Source organism: Euzebyella saccharophila (assembly GCF_014855495.1).
Lineage (GTDB): Bacteria > Bacteroidota > Bacteroidia > Flavobacteriales > Flavobacteriaceae > Euzebyella > Euzebyella saccharophila.
Genome location: NZ_JACYFJ010000001.1, coordinates 1 through 16,351, shown reverse-complemented (window position 1 = coordinate 16,351; position 16,351 = coordinate 1). Strand labels below are relative to the sequence as shown.

Annotated in this window: 14 protein-coding genes; 4 read left to right on the top strand and 10 right to left on the bottom strand. The window is 40.1% G+C overall.

Annotated features, from left to right (window positions below; genetic code table 11):
* Positions 1–62 precede the first annotated feature (62 nt).
* The 3 genes from IL355_RS00070 to pyrH all read right to left on the bottom strand — a co-directional run bounded on the left by IL355_RS00070 (position 63) and on the right by pyrH (position 3,905).
* Positions 63–2,450 (bottom strand): efflux RND transporter permease subunit, encoded by a 2,388-nt coding sequence (locus tag IL355_RS00070; RefSeq protein WP_192460188.1) that lies wholly within the window; start codon positions 2,448–2,450, stop codon positions 63–65.
* 160 nt (positions 2,451–2,610) lie between these two features.
* Entirely contained in the window at positions 2,611–3,165 is a 555-nt protein-coding gene (gene frr, locus IL355_RS00065) for a ribosome recycling factor (protein ID WP_192460187.1), read from the bottom strand.
* Between the two features lie 32 nt (positions 3,166–3,197).
* A complete protein-coding gene (pyrH, locus tag IL355_RS00060; protein WP_187456120.1) occupies positions 3,198–3,905 on the bottom strand; it encodes a UMP kinase in 708 nt (235 codons plus the stop codon).
* A gap of 172 nt (positions 3,906–4,077) precedes the next feature.
* Here pyrH and IL355_RS00055 point away from each other — a divergent pair, with 172 nt between their 5' ends.
* Positions 4,078–5,949 carry a M61 family metallopeptidase gene (locus IL355_RS00055; protein ID WP_192460186.1) on the top strand — a complete coding sequence of 624 codons (1,872 nt, stop codon included), beginning with the start codon at positions 4,078–4,080 and terminating at the stop codon, positions 5,947–5,949.
* Positions 5,950–6,036: 87 nt separating this feature from the next.
* On the opposite strand, the gene tsf is transcribed toward IL355_RS00055, so the two are convergent.
* The 7 genes from tsf to IL355_RS00020 all read right to left on the bottom strand — a co-directional run bounded on the left by tsf (position 6,037) and on the right by IL355_RS00020 (position 13,787).
* Positions 6,037–6,861, bottom strand: a complete 825-nt coding sequence (gene tsf, locus IL355_RS00050) for a translation elongation factor Ts (protein WP_192460185.1) — start codon at positions 6,859–6,861, stop codon at positions 6,037–6,039.
* 101 nt (positions 6,862–6,962) lie between these two features.
* Positions 6,963–8,081 (bottom strand): 30S ribosomal protein S2, encoded by a 1,119-nt coding sequence (gene rpsB / locus IL355_RS00045; protein ID WP_192460184.1) that lies wholly within the window; start codon positions 8,079–8,081, stop codon positions 6,963–6,965.
* A gap of 256 nt (positions 8,082–8,337) precedes the next feature.
* Positions 8,338–8,724: a 30S ribosomal protein S9 gene (gene rpsI, locus IL355_RS00040; protein ID WP_187456116.1), complete on the bottom strand. Its 387-nt coding sequence runs from the start codon at positions 8,722–8,724 to the stop codon at positions 8,338–8,340.
* On the bottom strand, positions 8,724–9,179 hold the full coding sequence (gene rplM / locus IL355_RS00035; protein ID WP_192460183.1) for a 50S ribosomal protein L13: 456 nt from the start codon (positions 9,177–9,179) through the stop codon (positions 8,724–8,726). The genes rpsI and rplM overlap by 1 nt, the downstream gene beginning before the upstream one ends.
* Positions 9,180–9,383: 204 nt before the next feature.
* Positions 9,384–9,719: a T9SS type A sorting domain-containing protein gene (locus IL355_RS00030; RefSeq protein ID WP_192460182.1), complete on the bottom strand. Its 336-nt coding sequence runs from the start codon at positions 9,717–9,719 to the stop codon at positions 9,384–9,386.
* A gap of 123 nt (positions 9,720–9,842) precedes the next feature.
* Complete coding sequence (gene polA, locus IL355_RS00025; protein ID WP_192460181.1) at positions 9,843–12,677, bottom strand: DNA polymerase I; 2,835 nt, start codon at positions 12,675–12,677, stop codon at positions 9,843–9,845.
* Between the two features lie 123 nt (positions 12,678–12,800).
* Positions 12,801–13,787 (bottom strand): isoaspartyl peptidase/L-asparaginase family protein, encoded by a 987-nt coding sequence (locus IL355_RS00020; RefSeq protein ID WP_192460180.1) that lies wholly within the window; start codon positions 13,785–13,787, stop codon positions 12,801–12,803.
* 37 nt (positions 13,788–13,824) lie between these two features.
* On the opposite strand from IL355_RS00020, the gene IL355_RS00015 reads away from it, so the two are divergent.
* From IL355_RS00015 to IL355_RS00005, 3 genes are all read left to right on the top strand, one after another.
* Positions 13,825–14,547, top strand: a complete 723-nt coding sequence (locus tag IL355_RS00015) for a copper homeostasis protein CutC (protein WP_192460179.1) — start codon at positions 13,825–13,827, stop codon at positions 14,545–14,547.
* A 47-nt stretch (positions 14,548–14,594) separates the two neighbouring features.
* The gene (locus IL355_RS00010; protein ID WP_192461299.1) at positions 14,595–15,824 is read left to right on the top strand and encodes a metallophosphoesterase; all 1,230 of its coding nucleotides are present in this window, start codon (positions 14,595–14,597) and stop codon (positions 15,822–15,824) included.
* A gap of 92 nt (positions 15,825–15,916) precedes the next feature.
* Positions 15,917–16,213, top strand: coding sequence for a thioredoxin family protein (locus tag IL355_RS00005; protein ID WP_187456110.1), 297 nt, complete (start codon positions 15,917–15,919; stop codon positions 16,211–16,213).
* Positions 16,214–16,351: the final 138 nt, after the last annotated feature.

Below are 16,351 nucleotides of genomic sequence, written 5' to 3'. Positions count from 1 at the left end.
AGATAACTTTTTGAATAAAAAGATGGGAGCTAGGAGTTGGTTAAATCACTGAAGATTTTAGCTTAATTGTCCTCATCTTTTTTGGGTAGGATGTCTATTTGCGGTTTTTTGAGGATTTTTTTGCTCGCAATATTTCTTTCCAATGAAAGTAGTAAGGAAGGTAATAGTATAAGATTCGCCAGCATAGCGAACATTAGAGTGGCCGAAACCAATGCTCCTAATGCCACTGTTCCTCCAAAATTGGATATGATAAAAACCGAAAATCCAAAAAATAATACGATAGAGGTGTAGAACATGCTTACTCCGGTTTCCCTTAAAGCGGCATAAACGGATTTCTTAATGTGCCATTTGTTGGCAATCAATTCTTGACGGTATTTTGCCAAAAAGTGAATGGTGTCGTCTACGGAAATACCGAACGCGATGCTGAAAACAAGTATGGTGGATGGCTTTATTGGCACTCCGGCATAACCCATTACGCCAGCTGTGATTACCAACGGGAGCAAGTTAGGAATTAGGGAAATAACAATCATTCTAAAGGACCTAAATAGGTAAGCCATGAACAGCGCTATCAGAAATATGGCGAACGCCAAGGACATAATTAAGTTTTTGACCAAGTACTTAGTTCCTTTTAAGAAAATTAAGGCGCTCCCCGTCATGTAAACATTGTATCTTTCCGCAGGGAAGAACTTTTCAATATTTTCTTGTAGTCTAGCTTCAATTTCTTCCATGCGATCCGTTTTAACGTCTTTCATGAAAGTGGTTATCCTGGCAGTCTGTCCTGTGCTATCCACAAAATTCTTTAAAAGGTTTTCATTTCCAGAAGACTTTTGAGCCACGGACAATATAAAATTACTCTCTTGATTGGTGGGTAATTGGTAGTATTTTGGTAGGCCATTATAAAATGCCTGTTTAGAATACTTTACCAAATTAACTACTGATATAGGCTTGGACAATTCGGGAATTTCGCTAATGACTTCACTTAGTTGGTCAATTCGTTTCAGATTGGTAGAGCGCATCACCCCTTTGGGTCTTTTAGTGTCTACCACAATTTCTACAGGCATTATACCATCAAACTCTTTCTCGAAAAAGCGAATGTCCTTGAAGAACTGGGCTTTTTTGGGCATGTCTTCTATGGGGCTGCCAGAAATTTCAATTTGGTAGATGCCAATAATACTGGTAACCAATAAAATTAAGGATACTATGTAGACTGAAATTCGCCTTTCCCTAACGATATTCTCCATCCAATTTACAAAGCCATCTACCCATTTTTTGTTCAAATGTTTTAAATGTCTTGTTTTGGGAAGGGATAAAAAACTGTAGATAATTGGAATTATCAAAAGTGACAAAACGAAAATACCGATGATATTGATCGAGGCTACAATTCCAAATTCTTTCAGTAGTTTGCTGTCCGTAATAATAAAAGTGGCAAAGCCGGAAGCTGTGGTCATGTTGGTCATGAGCGTTGCATTTCCAATTTTGGAAATTACCCTTTGCAAGGAGAGGGCTTGGTTGCCATGTTTTTTGACCTCTTGCTGGTACTTGTTGATTAGAAAAATACAGTTGGGAATACCTATTACGATGATTAAAGGGGGAATCAATGCCGTTAATACCGTAATCTCATACTGCAGCAATCCAAGAACACCAAAGGCCCACATAACGCCAATGATTACAATGCACATGGATATTAGGGTGGCTCTAAAACTTCTAAAAAAGAAGAAAAATATTAGCGAGGTAACCCCAAGGGCCGCTATAATGAACTTGCCAATTTCATCGATGATATTTTGGGAATTCATGGTGCGGATATAAGGCATACCCGAAACATGCACGTCCAAACCGGTTTCTTCTTCAAAATTTTCAACCAAATTAGTGAGGTCTTTCAGGACAAAGTCTTTACGAACCGTAGTGTTCACAATGTCCTTGTCCATATTCACTACTGTTCTTATGGTAGCACTTTCCTTATTGAACAATAGCTTGTCATAAAACGGAAGTTCATTAAACAGGTGTTCTTTAATACTGTCCAGTTCCTGCTGCGATTTTAATTGTCCATCAATTAAAGGTCTTAATTGAAACTCCTGCTTTTCATTATCCTTGACCAGTTCCTGAAGATTGTCCAAGCTTAATACAAAATCCACTTCAGGGAAAGCGACGAGTTGCTTGCTAAAGCGATTCCAACGGTTAATGTTTTCTGGAGTGAATAAAGCTTGATCTTTAATAGCAAATACAATGGCGTTGCCTTCTTCGCCAAACTGTTTTAAGAAAGACCGATATTCTATGTTAACAGGGTGATTGTCTGGAAGTAAGTTGGCTTGGGAATTACTAAATCGCATGTTTTCCCATTGCATACCAAGAAACACAGTAATACCTGCAATAAGGAATAGAATCAAAATCCTATTCCGTAGGATGATGCGCGCCGTCTTTTCCCAAAAACCTTTCGTGAATTTACTTGTCATGGTAGATTTTTACCGAGCGCAAAGGTAGTTATTGCCAAGTTGTGTTCCTAGCACAAAGGATTTAAATGGTCTAGCGCTTTTAAAATTAACTGTTCTTGTATTAAGTGTATAAAAAAAGCGATCCTAGGATCGCTTTTTGGAAATTTTGTATAATTGGTAATTACACCGTCATAATTTCCTTTTCTTTTTTTGCCAAGAATGCATCGGTTTTTTTGATGTATTCATCAGTAAGTTCTTGCACGTCTACCTCCGCGTTTTTTTGCAAATCTTCGGATGCATCCAGATTTTTAATCTCCTTATTGGCCTCTTGACGGGCACTTCTAATGCCAACTTTGGCATCTTCAGCTTCAGCCTTAGCCTGTTTGGTCAACTGAATTCTGCGCTCTTCTGTTAAAGGTGGAACGTTGATGATTACAAAATCGCCATTGTTCATGGGGTTGAAGCCCAAGTTGGAATTTATAATAGCCTTTTCAATTTCCTGTAACATATTTTTCTCCCATGGCTGAACTGAAATGGTACGGCCGTCTGGTGTGCTTACGTTGGCCACCTGTGCCAATGGGGTTAGCGAACCGTAATACTCTACTTTTACGGATGAGAGCATTGCCGGGCTGGCCTTACCCGCACGTATCTTAACAAATTCCTTTTCTAAATGCTTTAATGCCGCATCCATGCTTTCCTTCGCGGAATCAAGTATAAACTGTACCTCTTCGTTCATAGTTAAAAAAAATTATGCGTAATAAGTGTCTGTTAAAGGTTGACCACGGTACCTATATTTTCTCCCTCTACCAATTTGGTAAGATTCCCTTTTTTATTCATATCAAAAACCACTATTGGCAATTCGTTTTCTTGGCTCAAAGTAAAGGCGGTGGTGTCCATTACCTTTAGACCTTTGAGTAATACATCAGCAAAGGATATGGAATCGAATTTAGTGGCATTCTTGTCTTTTTCTGGGTCCGAAGTGTATATGCCATCTACACGTGTACCCTTTAGAATAACATCGGCTTCTATTTCAATGGCCCTCAATACAGCTGCAGAATCTGTTGTGAAATAAGGGTTTCCGGTACCGCCTCCAAAGATGACCACTCTCCCTTTCTCCAAGTGTCGCATCGCGCGACGTCTGATAAAGGGTTCCGCTACTTCATTAATATGAATGGCAGACTGCAATCTAGTTTGTATTCCTTGTGTCTCCAGAGCGCTTTGCAAGGCAAGGCCATTAATAACCGTTGCCAGCATACCCATGTGGTCTCCTTGCACACGATCCATGCCCATGGCGGCCCCTGTAAGTCCTCTAAAGATATTGCCTCCGCCAATAACGATGGCAATTTCTACGCCTTTGTCCGCAACATTTTTAATTTCTTGGGCGTATTCAGAAAGCCTTTCAGAGTCAATTCCGTACTGCTTGTTTCCCATTAAAGCTTCGCCACTTAGCTTTAGGAGAATTCTTTTGTATTGCATGCGCTACGATTTCGTTGGAGCAAAAATAATCAAAAAATGTTTGGAATCTAGATGCGTTTTGTAGGAAAGGTCACCCTTAATTATTTCCTAATAATACTGCGGAGTTGTGTTAATTTTTATAACCTTGTACAGTTTTACTGAATTGAAAAATTTTAAATATAATTATAGTTTTATGAAAAGGATTTTTTTATGCTGCTTTTTTAGCATGTTGTTATTGGGGTGTGGTGCCAGTAAAAGTGTATTAACAGCAGATAAAACCCCAATGCTTACCACTTTGGATTTGGTAAATGTAGAAAATGACCAAGTACCAGTATCCATCAATCCTGGGGCGTTTTCTACTGACCAAGTGTTTTTCTATATCCCAAAAACCGTCCCAGGAACTTACAGTGAGGATAATTACGGAAAATATATCGAGGATTTCAAAGCTTTGGACTACGAGGGCAATGAATTAACCTTTGAAAAATTGGATGAAAATACATGGAAAATTCAATCAGGTAAAAACTTGGGTAAGGTCACTTATAGGGTCAATGATACTTATGATACGGAAAGCGAAACCAGCGAAAAGGTATTTTCTCCCTCGGGAACCAATATTCTTAAGAATGAAAATTTTGTGCTAAATCTTCATGGTTTTGTAGGATATTTTAAAGGTTTAAAGGAAGTGCCGTATGAGATATCAATTAATTACCCTGCGGGCCTTAAAGCAACTACATCGTTAAAAAGTAAAATTGCGGAAGAAGTAGAAGTTGGTAGAGATGTATTTTTGGCAAGTCGCTATTTTGATGTAATAGACAGTCCCATCCAATATACGAAACCAAATACCGAGACTTTTCAGATAAATGATATAACTGTCACCCTGAGTGTTTACTCTCCAAACGGCGTATATACTGCAGCTACTTTAAAGGAACGCATGGAGAAGATGATGAGTGCACAAAAAGCCTTTTTGGGTGAAATAGATGGTACCAAAGAATATAATATACTTCTGTATTTGTCTACAATGGAAGAGGATGATGCGTCTGGGTTTGGGGCTTTGGAGCACCATACTTCTACAGTGGTGGTTTTACCTGAAGCCATGCCCCAGGATCGTTTGGAACAAGCGATGGTAGATGTGGTTTCACATGAGTTTTTCCATATTGTTACCCCGCTAAATGTGCATTCTGAAGAGGTACAATACTTTGATTTTAATGATCCCAAAATGTCCAAACACCTTTGGATGTACGAGGGAACCACGGAGTATTTTGCTAATTTATTTCAAATACAACAAGGTTTGATAAACGAGGCGGAGTTTTATGAGCGTATTATGGATAAGGTAAATAATGCCAAAGCATATGATGATGAAATGTCCTTTACGGTAATGAGTGAAAATATTTTGGAGGAACCGTATGAGGAAAATTATGCCAACGTATATGAGAAAGGTGCTTTGATCAATATGGTTTTGGATATTGAACTAAGAAGATTGAGTAATGGTGAGAAAGGAGTTCGCTGGTTGATGAAGGAACTTTCTAAAAAATATGGAAAAAATACACCTTTTAAGGATGATGATTTGATCGATGAGATTGTTGCAATGACCTATCCGGAGATTAGAGGTTTCTTTGATACCTATGTAATAGGGAACACTCCAATTGATTATAATACGTATTTAGGAAAGATGGGTCTTTCTACGGAAATAGTGGAAAAACAAACGGGTTTCTTTTTGGATGGTGAAAATCCTTTCATTGATGTGGATCAAGAAAATGAAAACCAAATCTATCTAAGAAAGGGATTGGAATTAAATAGTTTCTTTAAGACATTAGGTGCCAGCGGTGGGGATGTCATAAAAAGTATCAATGGTACTACGATAGATTTGAACTCTATTAGAAACATAATAGGGCAAAGCTTTACGTGGTCCCCGGATATGGAAATTGTAATGGTAGTTAGAAGGGGAGGAGAAGATGTTACTTTAAAAGGCGTGGCTGGTACCCCTATGTTGGAAGTAGAAACTATTGTTCCCTTAAAGTCTGTAAGTGCTAAAGAATCAGAGTTAAGGCAACGTTGGTTGAAAGGCTAGCTGCTTATTAGCTCTAACTTAAGATGGTCCAATAAAAAACCCGCTAGAAGTCTAGCGGGTTTTTTTGTGAACCAAAAGAGTTCGTTATTATCCTAAAGCCACCCTTTTAAAATCGGTAACTTCCAAGCTAGAATCAACAGATTTTACATATTGGGCAACACTTTGCTTGCTGTCTTTAATGAAATCTTGGTTTACCAAGGTGTTGTCTTTAAAGAAACGCTTAATTTTACCTTTAGCGATTTTATCCAACATTTCCTCTGGCTTACCTTCTTGACGCAATTGATCTTTCGCAATCTCGATTTCTTTGTCGATTACAGATTGGTCAACACCATCTTCGTTCAAAGCTACAGGATTCATAGCGGCAGCTTGCATTGCAACATCCTTTGCAGCTTCTTCTGCACCGTCAACGGCAGCAGAAAGTCCTGTAAGAACGGCAATTTTATTACCTGCGTGAATATAGCTTCCTACGAAAGGAGCACTCAATTTCTCGAACCCGCCAATTTCAATCTTCTCACCAATAACACCGGTTTGCTCCGTTAATTTGTCCTGAACGGTCATTCCTTTAAAATCAGCAGATAAGAAAGCTTCTTTACTGTCAAAACCAAGAGCTAAATCCGCCAATTCATTGGCCAATGTCACAAAGCTGTCATTTTTAGCAACAAAGTCAGTTTCACAGTTCAGTGAAATGATAACACCTTGGGTGTTTTCAGCATTAACTTTAGCGATAGCTGCACCTTCTGAGGAATCTCTATCGGCTCTTTTAGCTGCTACTTTCTGACCTTTTTTACGAAGGATTTCGATTGCTTTGTCAAAATCTCCTTCTGCTTCAACCAAGGCTTTTTTGCAGTCCATCATACCTGCGCCCGTGGTCTTTCTTAATTTATTTACTTCTGCGGCTGTAATTTTTGCCATTTTCTATGCTATTTTTCAATTTGCTGGAAGATAGTCCTGTTGAAAGCAATCTTCATAAAGCAAACGTTATGTTTAATTTAATTTACTTCTGAGAAAAGTGGTTATTCAACACCACCGCTAACGCTGTCTTGCCACTCTTTTAGCTCTTCCCATTTTCCATCTGCAGCCATTTGGGCTTGCTTAGGCCAAGAAGTTGGGTCTAAATGAGACATTCTAGAGCTGGCCTCGGTCAAAATCTCCTTTATTTTTTCAGGATCAGCCTTGGCTAGGTCTGCATAGGTAGCTATTCCCGCGTTCACTAAAGCCTCGGCAGCTTTGGGACCAATACCTTCCACTTTTGTTAGGTCGTCTGCAGCAGTTTCTTTGGCTACAGCTTCTTTGGTAGCCTCCACATTTACTTCAGGTTTAGGAGTTTTTGCTACAACAGGAGGAGCTTTGGTTTCAACCGTTTCTGGTGTCGGTTCCAATTTTTTTGACTCTTTTTTAGCCTTTTTTGCGTCATCGGCACCTTCTTTATCAGCTTGCTTCTCAGATTTTCTTTCAGAAAGTCCTTCTGCTATCGCATCGGTTACCTCTTGCATAATGATGTTAATAGACTTAGAAGCATCATCATTGGATGGAATTAAATAATCAACATCCCTAGGGTCAGAATTGGTATCGACCATTGCGAAAATTGGAATGTTCAATTTTTGAGCTTCCTTAACCGCAATGTGCTCACGCATGGTGTCAACGATAAAAATTGCACCAGGTAGGCGTGTCATATCAGAAATAGAACCAAGGTTCTTTTCCAATTTGGCACGTAAACGGTCTACTTGTAATCTTTCCTTTTTTGAAAGGGTGTTGAACGTACCGTCTTTTTTCATACGGTCGATAGAAGCCATTTTCTTAACCGCCTTACGGATGGTTACAAAGTTGGTTAACATACCACCAGGCCATCTCTCTGTGATGTAGGGCATGTTTACATTGGCAACTTTTTCTGCTACAATGTCCTTAGCCTGTTTCTTTGTTGCTACAAAAAGAATTTTACGTCCCGAAGCAGCTATTTTCTTTAATGCTTCTTTAGATTCTTCTAATTTTGCAACGGTTTTGTAAAGGTTGATAACGTGGATACCGTTACGCTCCATGTAGATGTAAGGAGCCATGTTAGGGTTCCACTTTCGTGTAAGGTGGCCAAAATGCACACCTGCTTCCAATAATTGTTTTACTTCGACTTTCGCCATTTTAATTTAGTTTACGTTCTTTTGAATAGGCAATGACAAAGTGGTACCTCTTTATGAGGAGCCTCTATCATTTAGATGCTAAACTAACGGTGCCCAATTGAATTTAGGGTTCTTTTGGGTCTCCCGGATACTGTTTCCTTTGGTAAAGAATACAGCCTTAATTTATTCGCCAAGAGGCGAACTTTCAATGAACTTAGGTTAAAAATATAAAAATTGGCATCTTCCAAAAAGAAGATGCCAAATATAAAATTCTGTCTTAACGTTTAGAGAACTGGAATTTCTTACGGGCCTTTTTCTGACCGTATTTCTTACGCTCCACCATTCTTGGGTCACGAGTTAAAAGACCTTCCGGTTTCAAAACAGAACGATTTTCACCGTCAACTTCACACATAGCTCTTGACAAAGCAAGACGAACAGCTTCCGCTTGACCGGTGATACCACCTCCATAAACATTTACCTTAACGTCATACGCGTCTTCAGTATTCGTTAGGGAAAAAGGTTGCTTCACTTTGTATTGAAGTGTAGCAGTAGGAAAATAATCGTTCAATTCTCTCTGGTTTACAGTGATTTTTCCGCTTCCAGTAGAAACGTAAACACGGGCCACAGCTGTTTTTCTTCTTCCGATTTTGTGAATGGTCTCCATTACTTGAATTCTTTTAAGTTGATTACCGTTGGTTTTTGAGCTTCGTGATCATGCTCTGCACCAACATAAACTTTTAGGTTTCTAAAAAGGTCGGCACCCAATCTGTTTTTTGGAAGCATTCCTTTTACCGCTTTCTCAACAATTTGAGCTGGATTTTTAGCTAAAAGCTCCTTAGCGGAAGTAGAACGTTGCCCACCTGGATACCCTGTGTATCTCAAATAAACTTTCTCGTTCCACTTGTTGCCGCTCATTTCAATCTTCTCGGCATTGATGATAATAACATTATCACCACAATCTACATGGGGAGTGTAACTAGGCTTATGTTTCCCTCTAAGTACTTTAGCAACTTTAGAAGCTAAACGCCCTAGAGCTTCCCCTTCGGCATCAACCAACACCCACTGCTTGTCTACAGTTGACTTATTGGCAGAAACGGTCTTATAACTTAATGTATCCACTACGGTTACTTTTTAATTAAACACTTCAATCCCGATAAACGGGCTGCAAATGTACACTAATTCTTCTGAATAACAAATGGTTATTTCAGAATATTTTTTAAAAAAATTAAAAGGAAAAAGAGGGGTCATTTTGTAATGGGCTCCCAAAGTATTTGCTAAGGTAAGATTATTTAAATAGTGCCTACCACAAAGTGGAATTTTAATTTATTTCTTGTAGAACTTGGTACGTACGTTTTGTTGATTGGAGTTGATAGTAATAATGTATGCACCGGCTTCTAAGGAAGACACTGGTATGCTTAGGGCATGTTTTCTAATTTCCCATTGTCTTGAAAAGATTGGGTTGCCATAAATATCATATATGGTAATATTTGCTTTATCACTATTGGTCAATCCTATTATGTTCACCACATTGGTGGCCGGATTGGGGAATACCTTTACTTTTTGTGGTTTTGGGGTTTGTTGAGAATAAGGTTCCTCTTGTGCAACTACTGCCAAAGACATAATAAGCAAAATCACCCCTAAAAACCATTTAAGTTTCATTGTTTGTAAAAATCAATTACCTTCTATACAACGTTGTATAGAAGGTAATTGGTATTGCGTTAACAATAATTTAGGCATTTAGTGATTTTTTCTTGCACTAAATTGGAGACAGCGACGTGTGGTCTAATGCGCCACTAGCCAATTATCACCCAAGCCAATCTCTACATCCAGGGGGACCGATAATTTGTAGGCATTCTCCATCTCGGATTGAATCAAGGGTTTTAATTCTTCCAGCTCCGGCTTATACACGTCAAAGACCAATTCATCATGTACTTGAAGTAACATTTTACTTTCATAGTTGCCTGCTTCCAGCTTCTTGTGGATGTTTATCATGGCAATTTTGATAATGTCGGCAGCACTACCTTGAATCGGGGCGTTTACCGCGTTTCGTTCAGCTGCCCCCCGTACTACGGCATTGCTGCCATTAATATCCTTTAAATAACGCCTTCTGCCCAAAACGGTCTGCACATAACCGTTGTCCCTTGCAAAATCAACTTGTTCACTAATGTAGTTACGGAGTTTGGGGTAGGTCTTGTAATAGGTGTCTATCAATTCCTTGGCTTCGGAACGGGACAAGTCTGTTTGGTTGCTTAACCCGAAGGCGGACACGCCGTAAATAATTCCAAAATTGACCGTTTTGGCGTTGCTACGCTGTTCCCTGGTAACTTCATCAATGGGAACATTGAACACCTTGGAGGCGGTGGAGGCATGGATGTCCTCTCCGTTTTTAAAAGCCTCGATCATGGTAGCCTCTTCGCTCAAAGCGGCAATGATCCGTAGTTCTATCTGGGAATAATCCGCTGCCAGCAGGGTGTATTCATCGTTTTTGGGAACAAATGCCTTTCTTACCTGTCTTCCGCGTTCGGTTCGTATGGGAATATTTTGAAGGTTGGGATTGTTACTACTTAAACGCCCGGTAGCGGCTACGGTTTGCATATAATCAGTATGAACCCGACCTGTAGTGGCCTCTACCTGTTCCGGTAGGGCATCTACATAGGTGCTTTTTAATTTGGTAAGTCCGCGGTAATCCAGCACATGCTGAATAATTTCATGGTCTTTTGCCAAATATGAAAGTACATCTTCAGAAGTGGAAAACTGGCCCGTTTTGGTTTTCTTGGGCTTGTCCACCAACTTCATCTTGCTAAATAGAATTTCTCCCAATTGTTTAGGTGAGCCTATATTGAACTCTTCCCCGGCCGCTTCGTAAATTTTTTCTTCCAAGGCTTTTATGTCATTGGTAAGGTCATCGGAAAGAGAATTTAAAAAGTCCTTGTCCAGATTTATTCCTTCCAATTCCATATCTGCCAATACCCGCAAAAGGGGAATTTCAATATCGTTAAATAAGTCCGCGGTTTTCGCTTCTGCCAGTTCCGGTCTAAAATGTTGGGCCAATTGAAAAGTGACATCCGCATCCTCAACGGCATATTCGGTCTGTTTTTCTAAAGGAACCTGGCGCATGCTCAATTGGTTCTTTCCTTTCTTGCCAATAAGTTCCGTAATAGAAATAGGGGTGTAATTTAGATAGGTTTCCGAAAGCACATCCATATTATGCCTCATATCCGGATTGATCAGGTAATGTGCCAACATGGTATCGAACAACTTGCCTTTCACATCAACCCCGTATTTATCCAACACTTTGATGTCATACTTAAGGTTCTGGCCAATTTTTTCAATTTCTTCCGATTCAAAAAACGGACGCAGTTCTTCTATCAGTTCCTGTGCCTTTTCTTTGTCCTCTGGAAAGGGAATGTAAAAGCCTTTGGTGGCTTCCCATGAAAAGGCAATACCCACCAATTGGGCTTCCAACGGATTGATAGAGGTTGTTTCCGTATCAAAACAAACAGAAGTCTGTTTCATTAAATTCTGTAAAAACAGTTTCATGGCCATACCGGGTGCTACACTTTGATATGAGTGTGCCACATCTTTAATGGTCATTCTGCTAGAACTATCCTTGATGGTCGCTGGGGCTGTGCCATCGCCACCAAATAAAGTAAATTGACCGCTGCCGGCCGTTTGCGCTTGCTTTTTGGCTGTTTCGGTACTGGTAACCTGAGTTTGGGTTTCCTCGGTTTCCCCGGAAAAAATTTTGATAAACTGGTCTTTAAGCCTTCTAAATTCGAGTTCCTCGAAAATCTCTTGAACTTTTTCGCTGTCAGGAACGGATAATTCATAGTCTTCGGCATTGAAAGTAACATCACAGTCGGTACAGATGGTCGCCAATTTTTTGGAAAGTAGTCCCAACTCTTGGTTCTCCTCAACCTTCTCTTTCATTTTTCCCTTAAGCTGGTCGATGTTCTCAAAAAGACCTTCCATAGATCCGAACTGGGCAATGAATTTCTTGGCGGTCTTATCGCCTACCCCGGGAAGCCCGGGAATATTATCACTAGCATCGCCCATCATACCTAGGTAGTCTATTACCTGTTCCGGTCTTTCAACGCCAAAGCGTTTTTGTACTTCGGGTATTCCCCAAATTTCAATGCCGTTGCCCATTCTCGCAGGGCGGTACATAAATACATTCTCGGTAACCAATTGTCCAAAATCCTTGTCAGGAGTGACCATGTACACTTTATAACCTTCTTTTTCGGCCTGTTTGGACAAGGTTCCGATAATATCATCGGCTTCCCAACCTTCCAACACGACGGATGGAATGTGCATCGCCTTTAAAATATCTTGAATAAAAGGTATGGCAATTTTAATCGCATCGGGCGTTTCGTCCCTATTGGCCTTGTATTCCGGAAAAAGCTCCGTACGTTCTGCACTACCCCCTTTATCAAAGCAAACCGCCAAATGGTCCGGCTTTTCCCTTTTGATGACGTCAAAAAGGGAATTCATAAACCCCATAATGGCACTGGTATCCATACCCTTGGAGTTAATTCTTGGGTTTTTTATAAGGGCATAATAACCACGAAAAATAAGGGCGTAGGCATCTAATAGGAAGAGTCTTTTTTGTTCGGACATGAAAACGGTATTTAAAATACGAAGTTAGCGGTTCAAATTATGAATTTGCATTTAATTACCCCGAAATTGTGAATAAAAAAAGCGGGCATAGCCCGCTTTTATCTATCTGAAATGATGGTTTTTTTAATAAAAACTTTCAACATTCACATTCTCTTGTCCTTTCTCCGTATACTGGCTGTAGGTAAAACCTGGGTGTACGCAATATCCACCGGTTTCCCCTTTTTTGTTAAGGGCAAGAAATCCTATTTGAAAATCCTTTCGGTCTTTGTTCTTTGCCATTATTCTTTTTACACCTTCTTCACACGCTTCTTGCGGACTCTTGCCTTGCCTCATTAGTTCTACAATCAGAAAGCTACCTACGGTGCGGATTACCTCTTCACCAACTCCGGTGGCAGTGGCGGCCCCTACCTCGTTATCAACAAATAGTCCGGCGCCAATAATGGGGCTATCGCCAACGCGGCCACCTACTTTGTAGGCCATGCCACTAGTAGTGCAGGCTCCTGAAATATCCCCATTTTCATCCATGGCCAACATACCAATGGTGTCATGGTTTTCAATGTTGATGATAGTTTCGTATTTAGAGGTTTTCTTCCACTCTTCGTACTGTTTTCGGGTGCTTTCCGTAAACAAGTCCTCTTTTTTAAACCCTTGTTCGTAGGCAAATTGTTCGGCACCTCTTCCGGCAAGAATGATGTGGGGGGTTTCTTCCATAACCTTTCGGGCCACGGAAACCGGGTGTACAATATTTTGAAGGTAGACCACAGAACCACAATTACCGTCCTTATCCATTATGCAGGCATCAAGGGTTACGTTTCCATCTCGATCTGGCCTACCGCCTTTTCCTACGGTTTCATTTTTAACATCTGCTTCCTCTACCATTACACCTTGCTCTACGGCGTCTAAGGAGTTGCCTCCTTTTTCGAGCACTTCCCATGCTTTGGCCGTGGCATTTTTAAAGTTCCAAGTGCACACAGCAATAGGTTTAACAGGTAGGTCTATTTCATTTTCTGGATTGCTAATGCCATTCTTTTGGTAGTTGGCCATTAAAGGAGCTGATAGGGCTCCCGCCGCGGTAAGGCTTGAATTTTTTAAGAATTTTCTCCTTTTCATTTTCGGTTGTTTAATTTAGTCGGCTAAATATACGATTATGCTTGTAGAAGTTTGTGCAAATTCGGTTCAATCGGCCCTAAATGCACAGAAAGCGGGAGCTGACCGAATTGAATTATGTTCAGAACTTGCCGTTGGCGGTATTACCTCATCCTACGGATTATTAAAAAAAATTAGGGAACTTATTTCTATTCCCGTACATGTTTTGATTAGGCCTAGAAGCGGTGATTTTACCTATTCTCAGGTGGAGTTTGAAATTATGAAAGAAAACATCCAGTTGTGCAAAGATTTTGGTTTTGCAGGAATTGTTTCCGGTGTGTTGGGTGATCGTAATAATTTGGATGTAGAGCGAACAGCGGAGTTGGTGACGTTAACAGGAAATTTACATTTTACCTTTCACCGTGCTTTTGATTGGCTGTCTAATCCAGAAGATTCGCTACTACAATTACAAGAAATGGGCGTACAAACTATTTTATCTTCAGGGCAGGCTACTTCATCTGTTGAAGGATTGGAGTTGTTAAAATCCCTTCAGCGCAAGAGCGAAAAAATAACCATTATGCCCGGTGGCGGGGTCAAACCAAACAATGCCCACCTTTTTAAGGAGGCCGGCTTTATGGCAATTCATCTGTCCGGAACCCACTTTATCCCTAGTTTAAAAGTAGCCCCTAAAGTTTCTATGAATACCCCTTCTTTCCTAAGTGACACTAAATTGGCAGTTACCAAGTTGGAAAATATTGAGGATGTGGTAAAAGCGGTTAAATAAGATCTAAATGGGGCAATCCGGTGTCTTGGATGGGATATCTTTGCGCCATGTTACGTTGGATAATTTTTATAGTTCTTTACCTCGCACTGGGGCTCTATACCCTTCAGGCACTTAAAACGGTGACTCGGTACCCTTGGGTCTATTATCTATTTATTGCCATTGCACTTTTGGTATTGGGGAATTTTATCTATCAATTTACCTTGGGAGAAGAAGAGGGGCGCGTATTAAGTAAGCCTAAAAGCTATGCTTTTGGCCTGTTGTTGACAGTTATGGCCTTTCAACTAATTACGATTCTTTTTCTTTTTTCGGAGGATATTTTTAGGTTGCTAACGGGATTCTATGCGAAGTTTTATGGAAACGAAAAGACATTTACCTTGCCGCAAAGACGTAAGTTTTTGAGTCTTATTGGCCTAGGCTTGGCAGCCATTCCCTTTGGAGCTTTACTTTATGGTATGTATAGGGGGAAGTATAATTTTCAAGTGCTGAAGTACAACTTGGAATTTGAAGATCTGCCAGAGGAATTTGATGGTTACCAGATCACCCAAATTTCCGATGTGCATAGTGGAAGTTTTGATGACCGAAAGAAAATTGAATATGCTATTGACTTGATCAATGAACAGCAAAGTGATGTGATTTTGTTTACGGGAGATATGGTCAACAATAAGTGTGAAGAAATGCTTCCTTGGGCCGATTTGTTCTCCACTTTACAGGCCAAGGACGGTAAGTTTTCTGTGTTGGGAAATCATGACTATGGCGATTACGTAGCTTGGAATACTCCGGAGTTAAAAAGTAAAAATTTGGACGACCTGAAAAACCTTCAACGGCAAATGGGCTTTGATCTGTTAATGAATGAGCACAGATATCTTGAAAAAGGAAGTGATAAAATTGCACTGGTAGGAGTTGAGAACTGGGGAAGGGGCGGTTTTAAGAAGGCTGGCGACCTAACAAAGGCTTCCGCGCAAATAGAGCCGGAAGACTTTAAAATACTAATGAGCCACGATCCATCACATTGGGAAGATGTGGTACTTCATGATAAATATCACTACCACCTGACCTTAAGTGGACATACCCACGGGATGCAGTTTGGGATTGAAATACCGGGCTGGATCAAATGGAGTCCCGTCAAATGGCGTTATAAATATTGGGCCGGCATCTATAAAGAGATGGGGCAGTTTATTAATGTTAACAGGGGTTTTGGCTTCTTGGGATATCCAGGAAGAGTGGGTATATGGCCAGAGATCAGTGTGATTACCCTTAAGCGAAAACCCTTAACATGATTTTAACGCCGGACGTTGTCTTTAATAACCGGGTCTGGTAAGCGGATTTAACATTTTTTACTACATTTGATTTTTAACCCAATGAATTACCTATGTCAAAGTTTGGTGAACTTATAGATTTGAAAATCCCCGTATTGTTGGATTTTTATGCCGAATGGAATGAGCAGAGTACTGCCATGCATTCGGTCCTACGTGATGTAGCTGCCGCCTTGGGGGATAGGGGTAAGGTAATAAAAATCGATATAGATAAAAATAAGGAATTGTCTCAGGCCCTAAGGGTGAAGGGATTACCAACCCTCATGATTTATAAAAAGGGAGAAATGGTTTGGAGACAAAGTGGTGAACAAGATGCCAATACCTTAATCGGTATTTTAAACGAGTATATATAAAGATTTAATAGTTGAGTCGTCCTAAAATAGGTTGACAGTTTTTAAATAATCAATATCAAACCAGAGAAGCTAGCTTCTCTGGTTTTTTGTTGTGTATAAAGTTAGGTGTTTTCATATTGAGGCTCAAGTGCGGTCTTT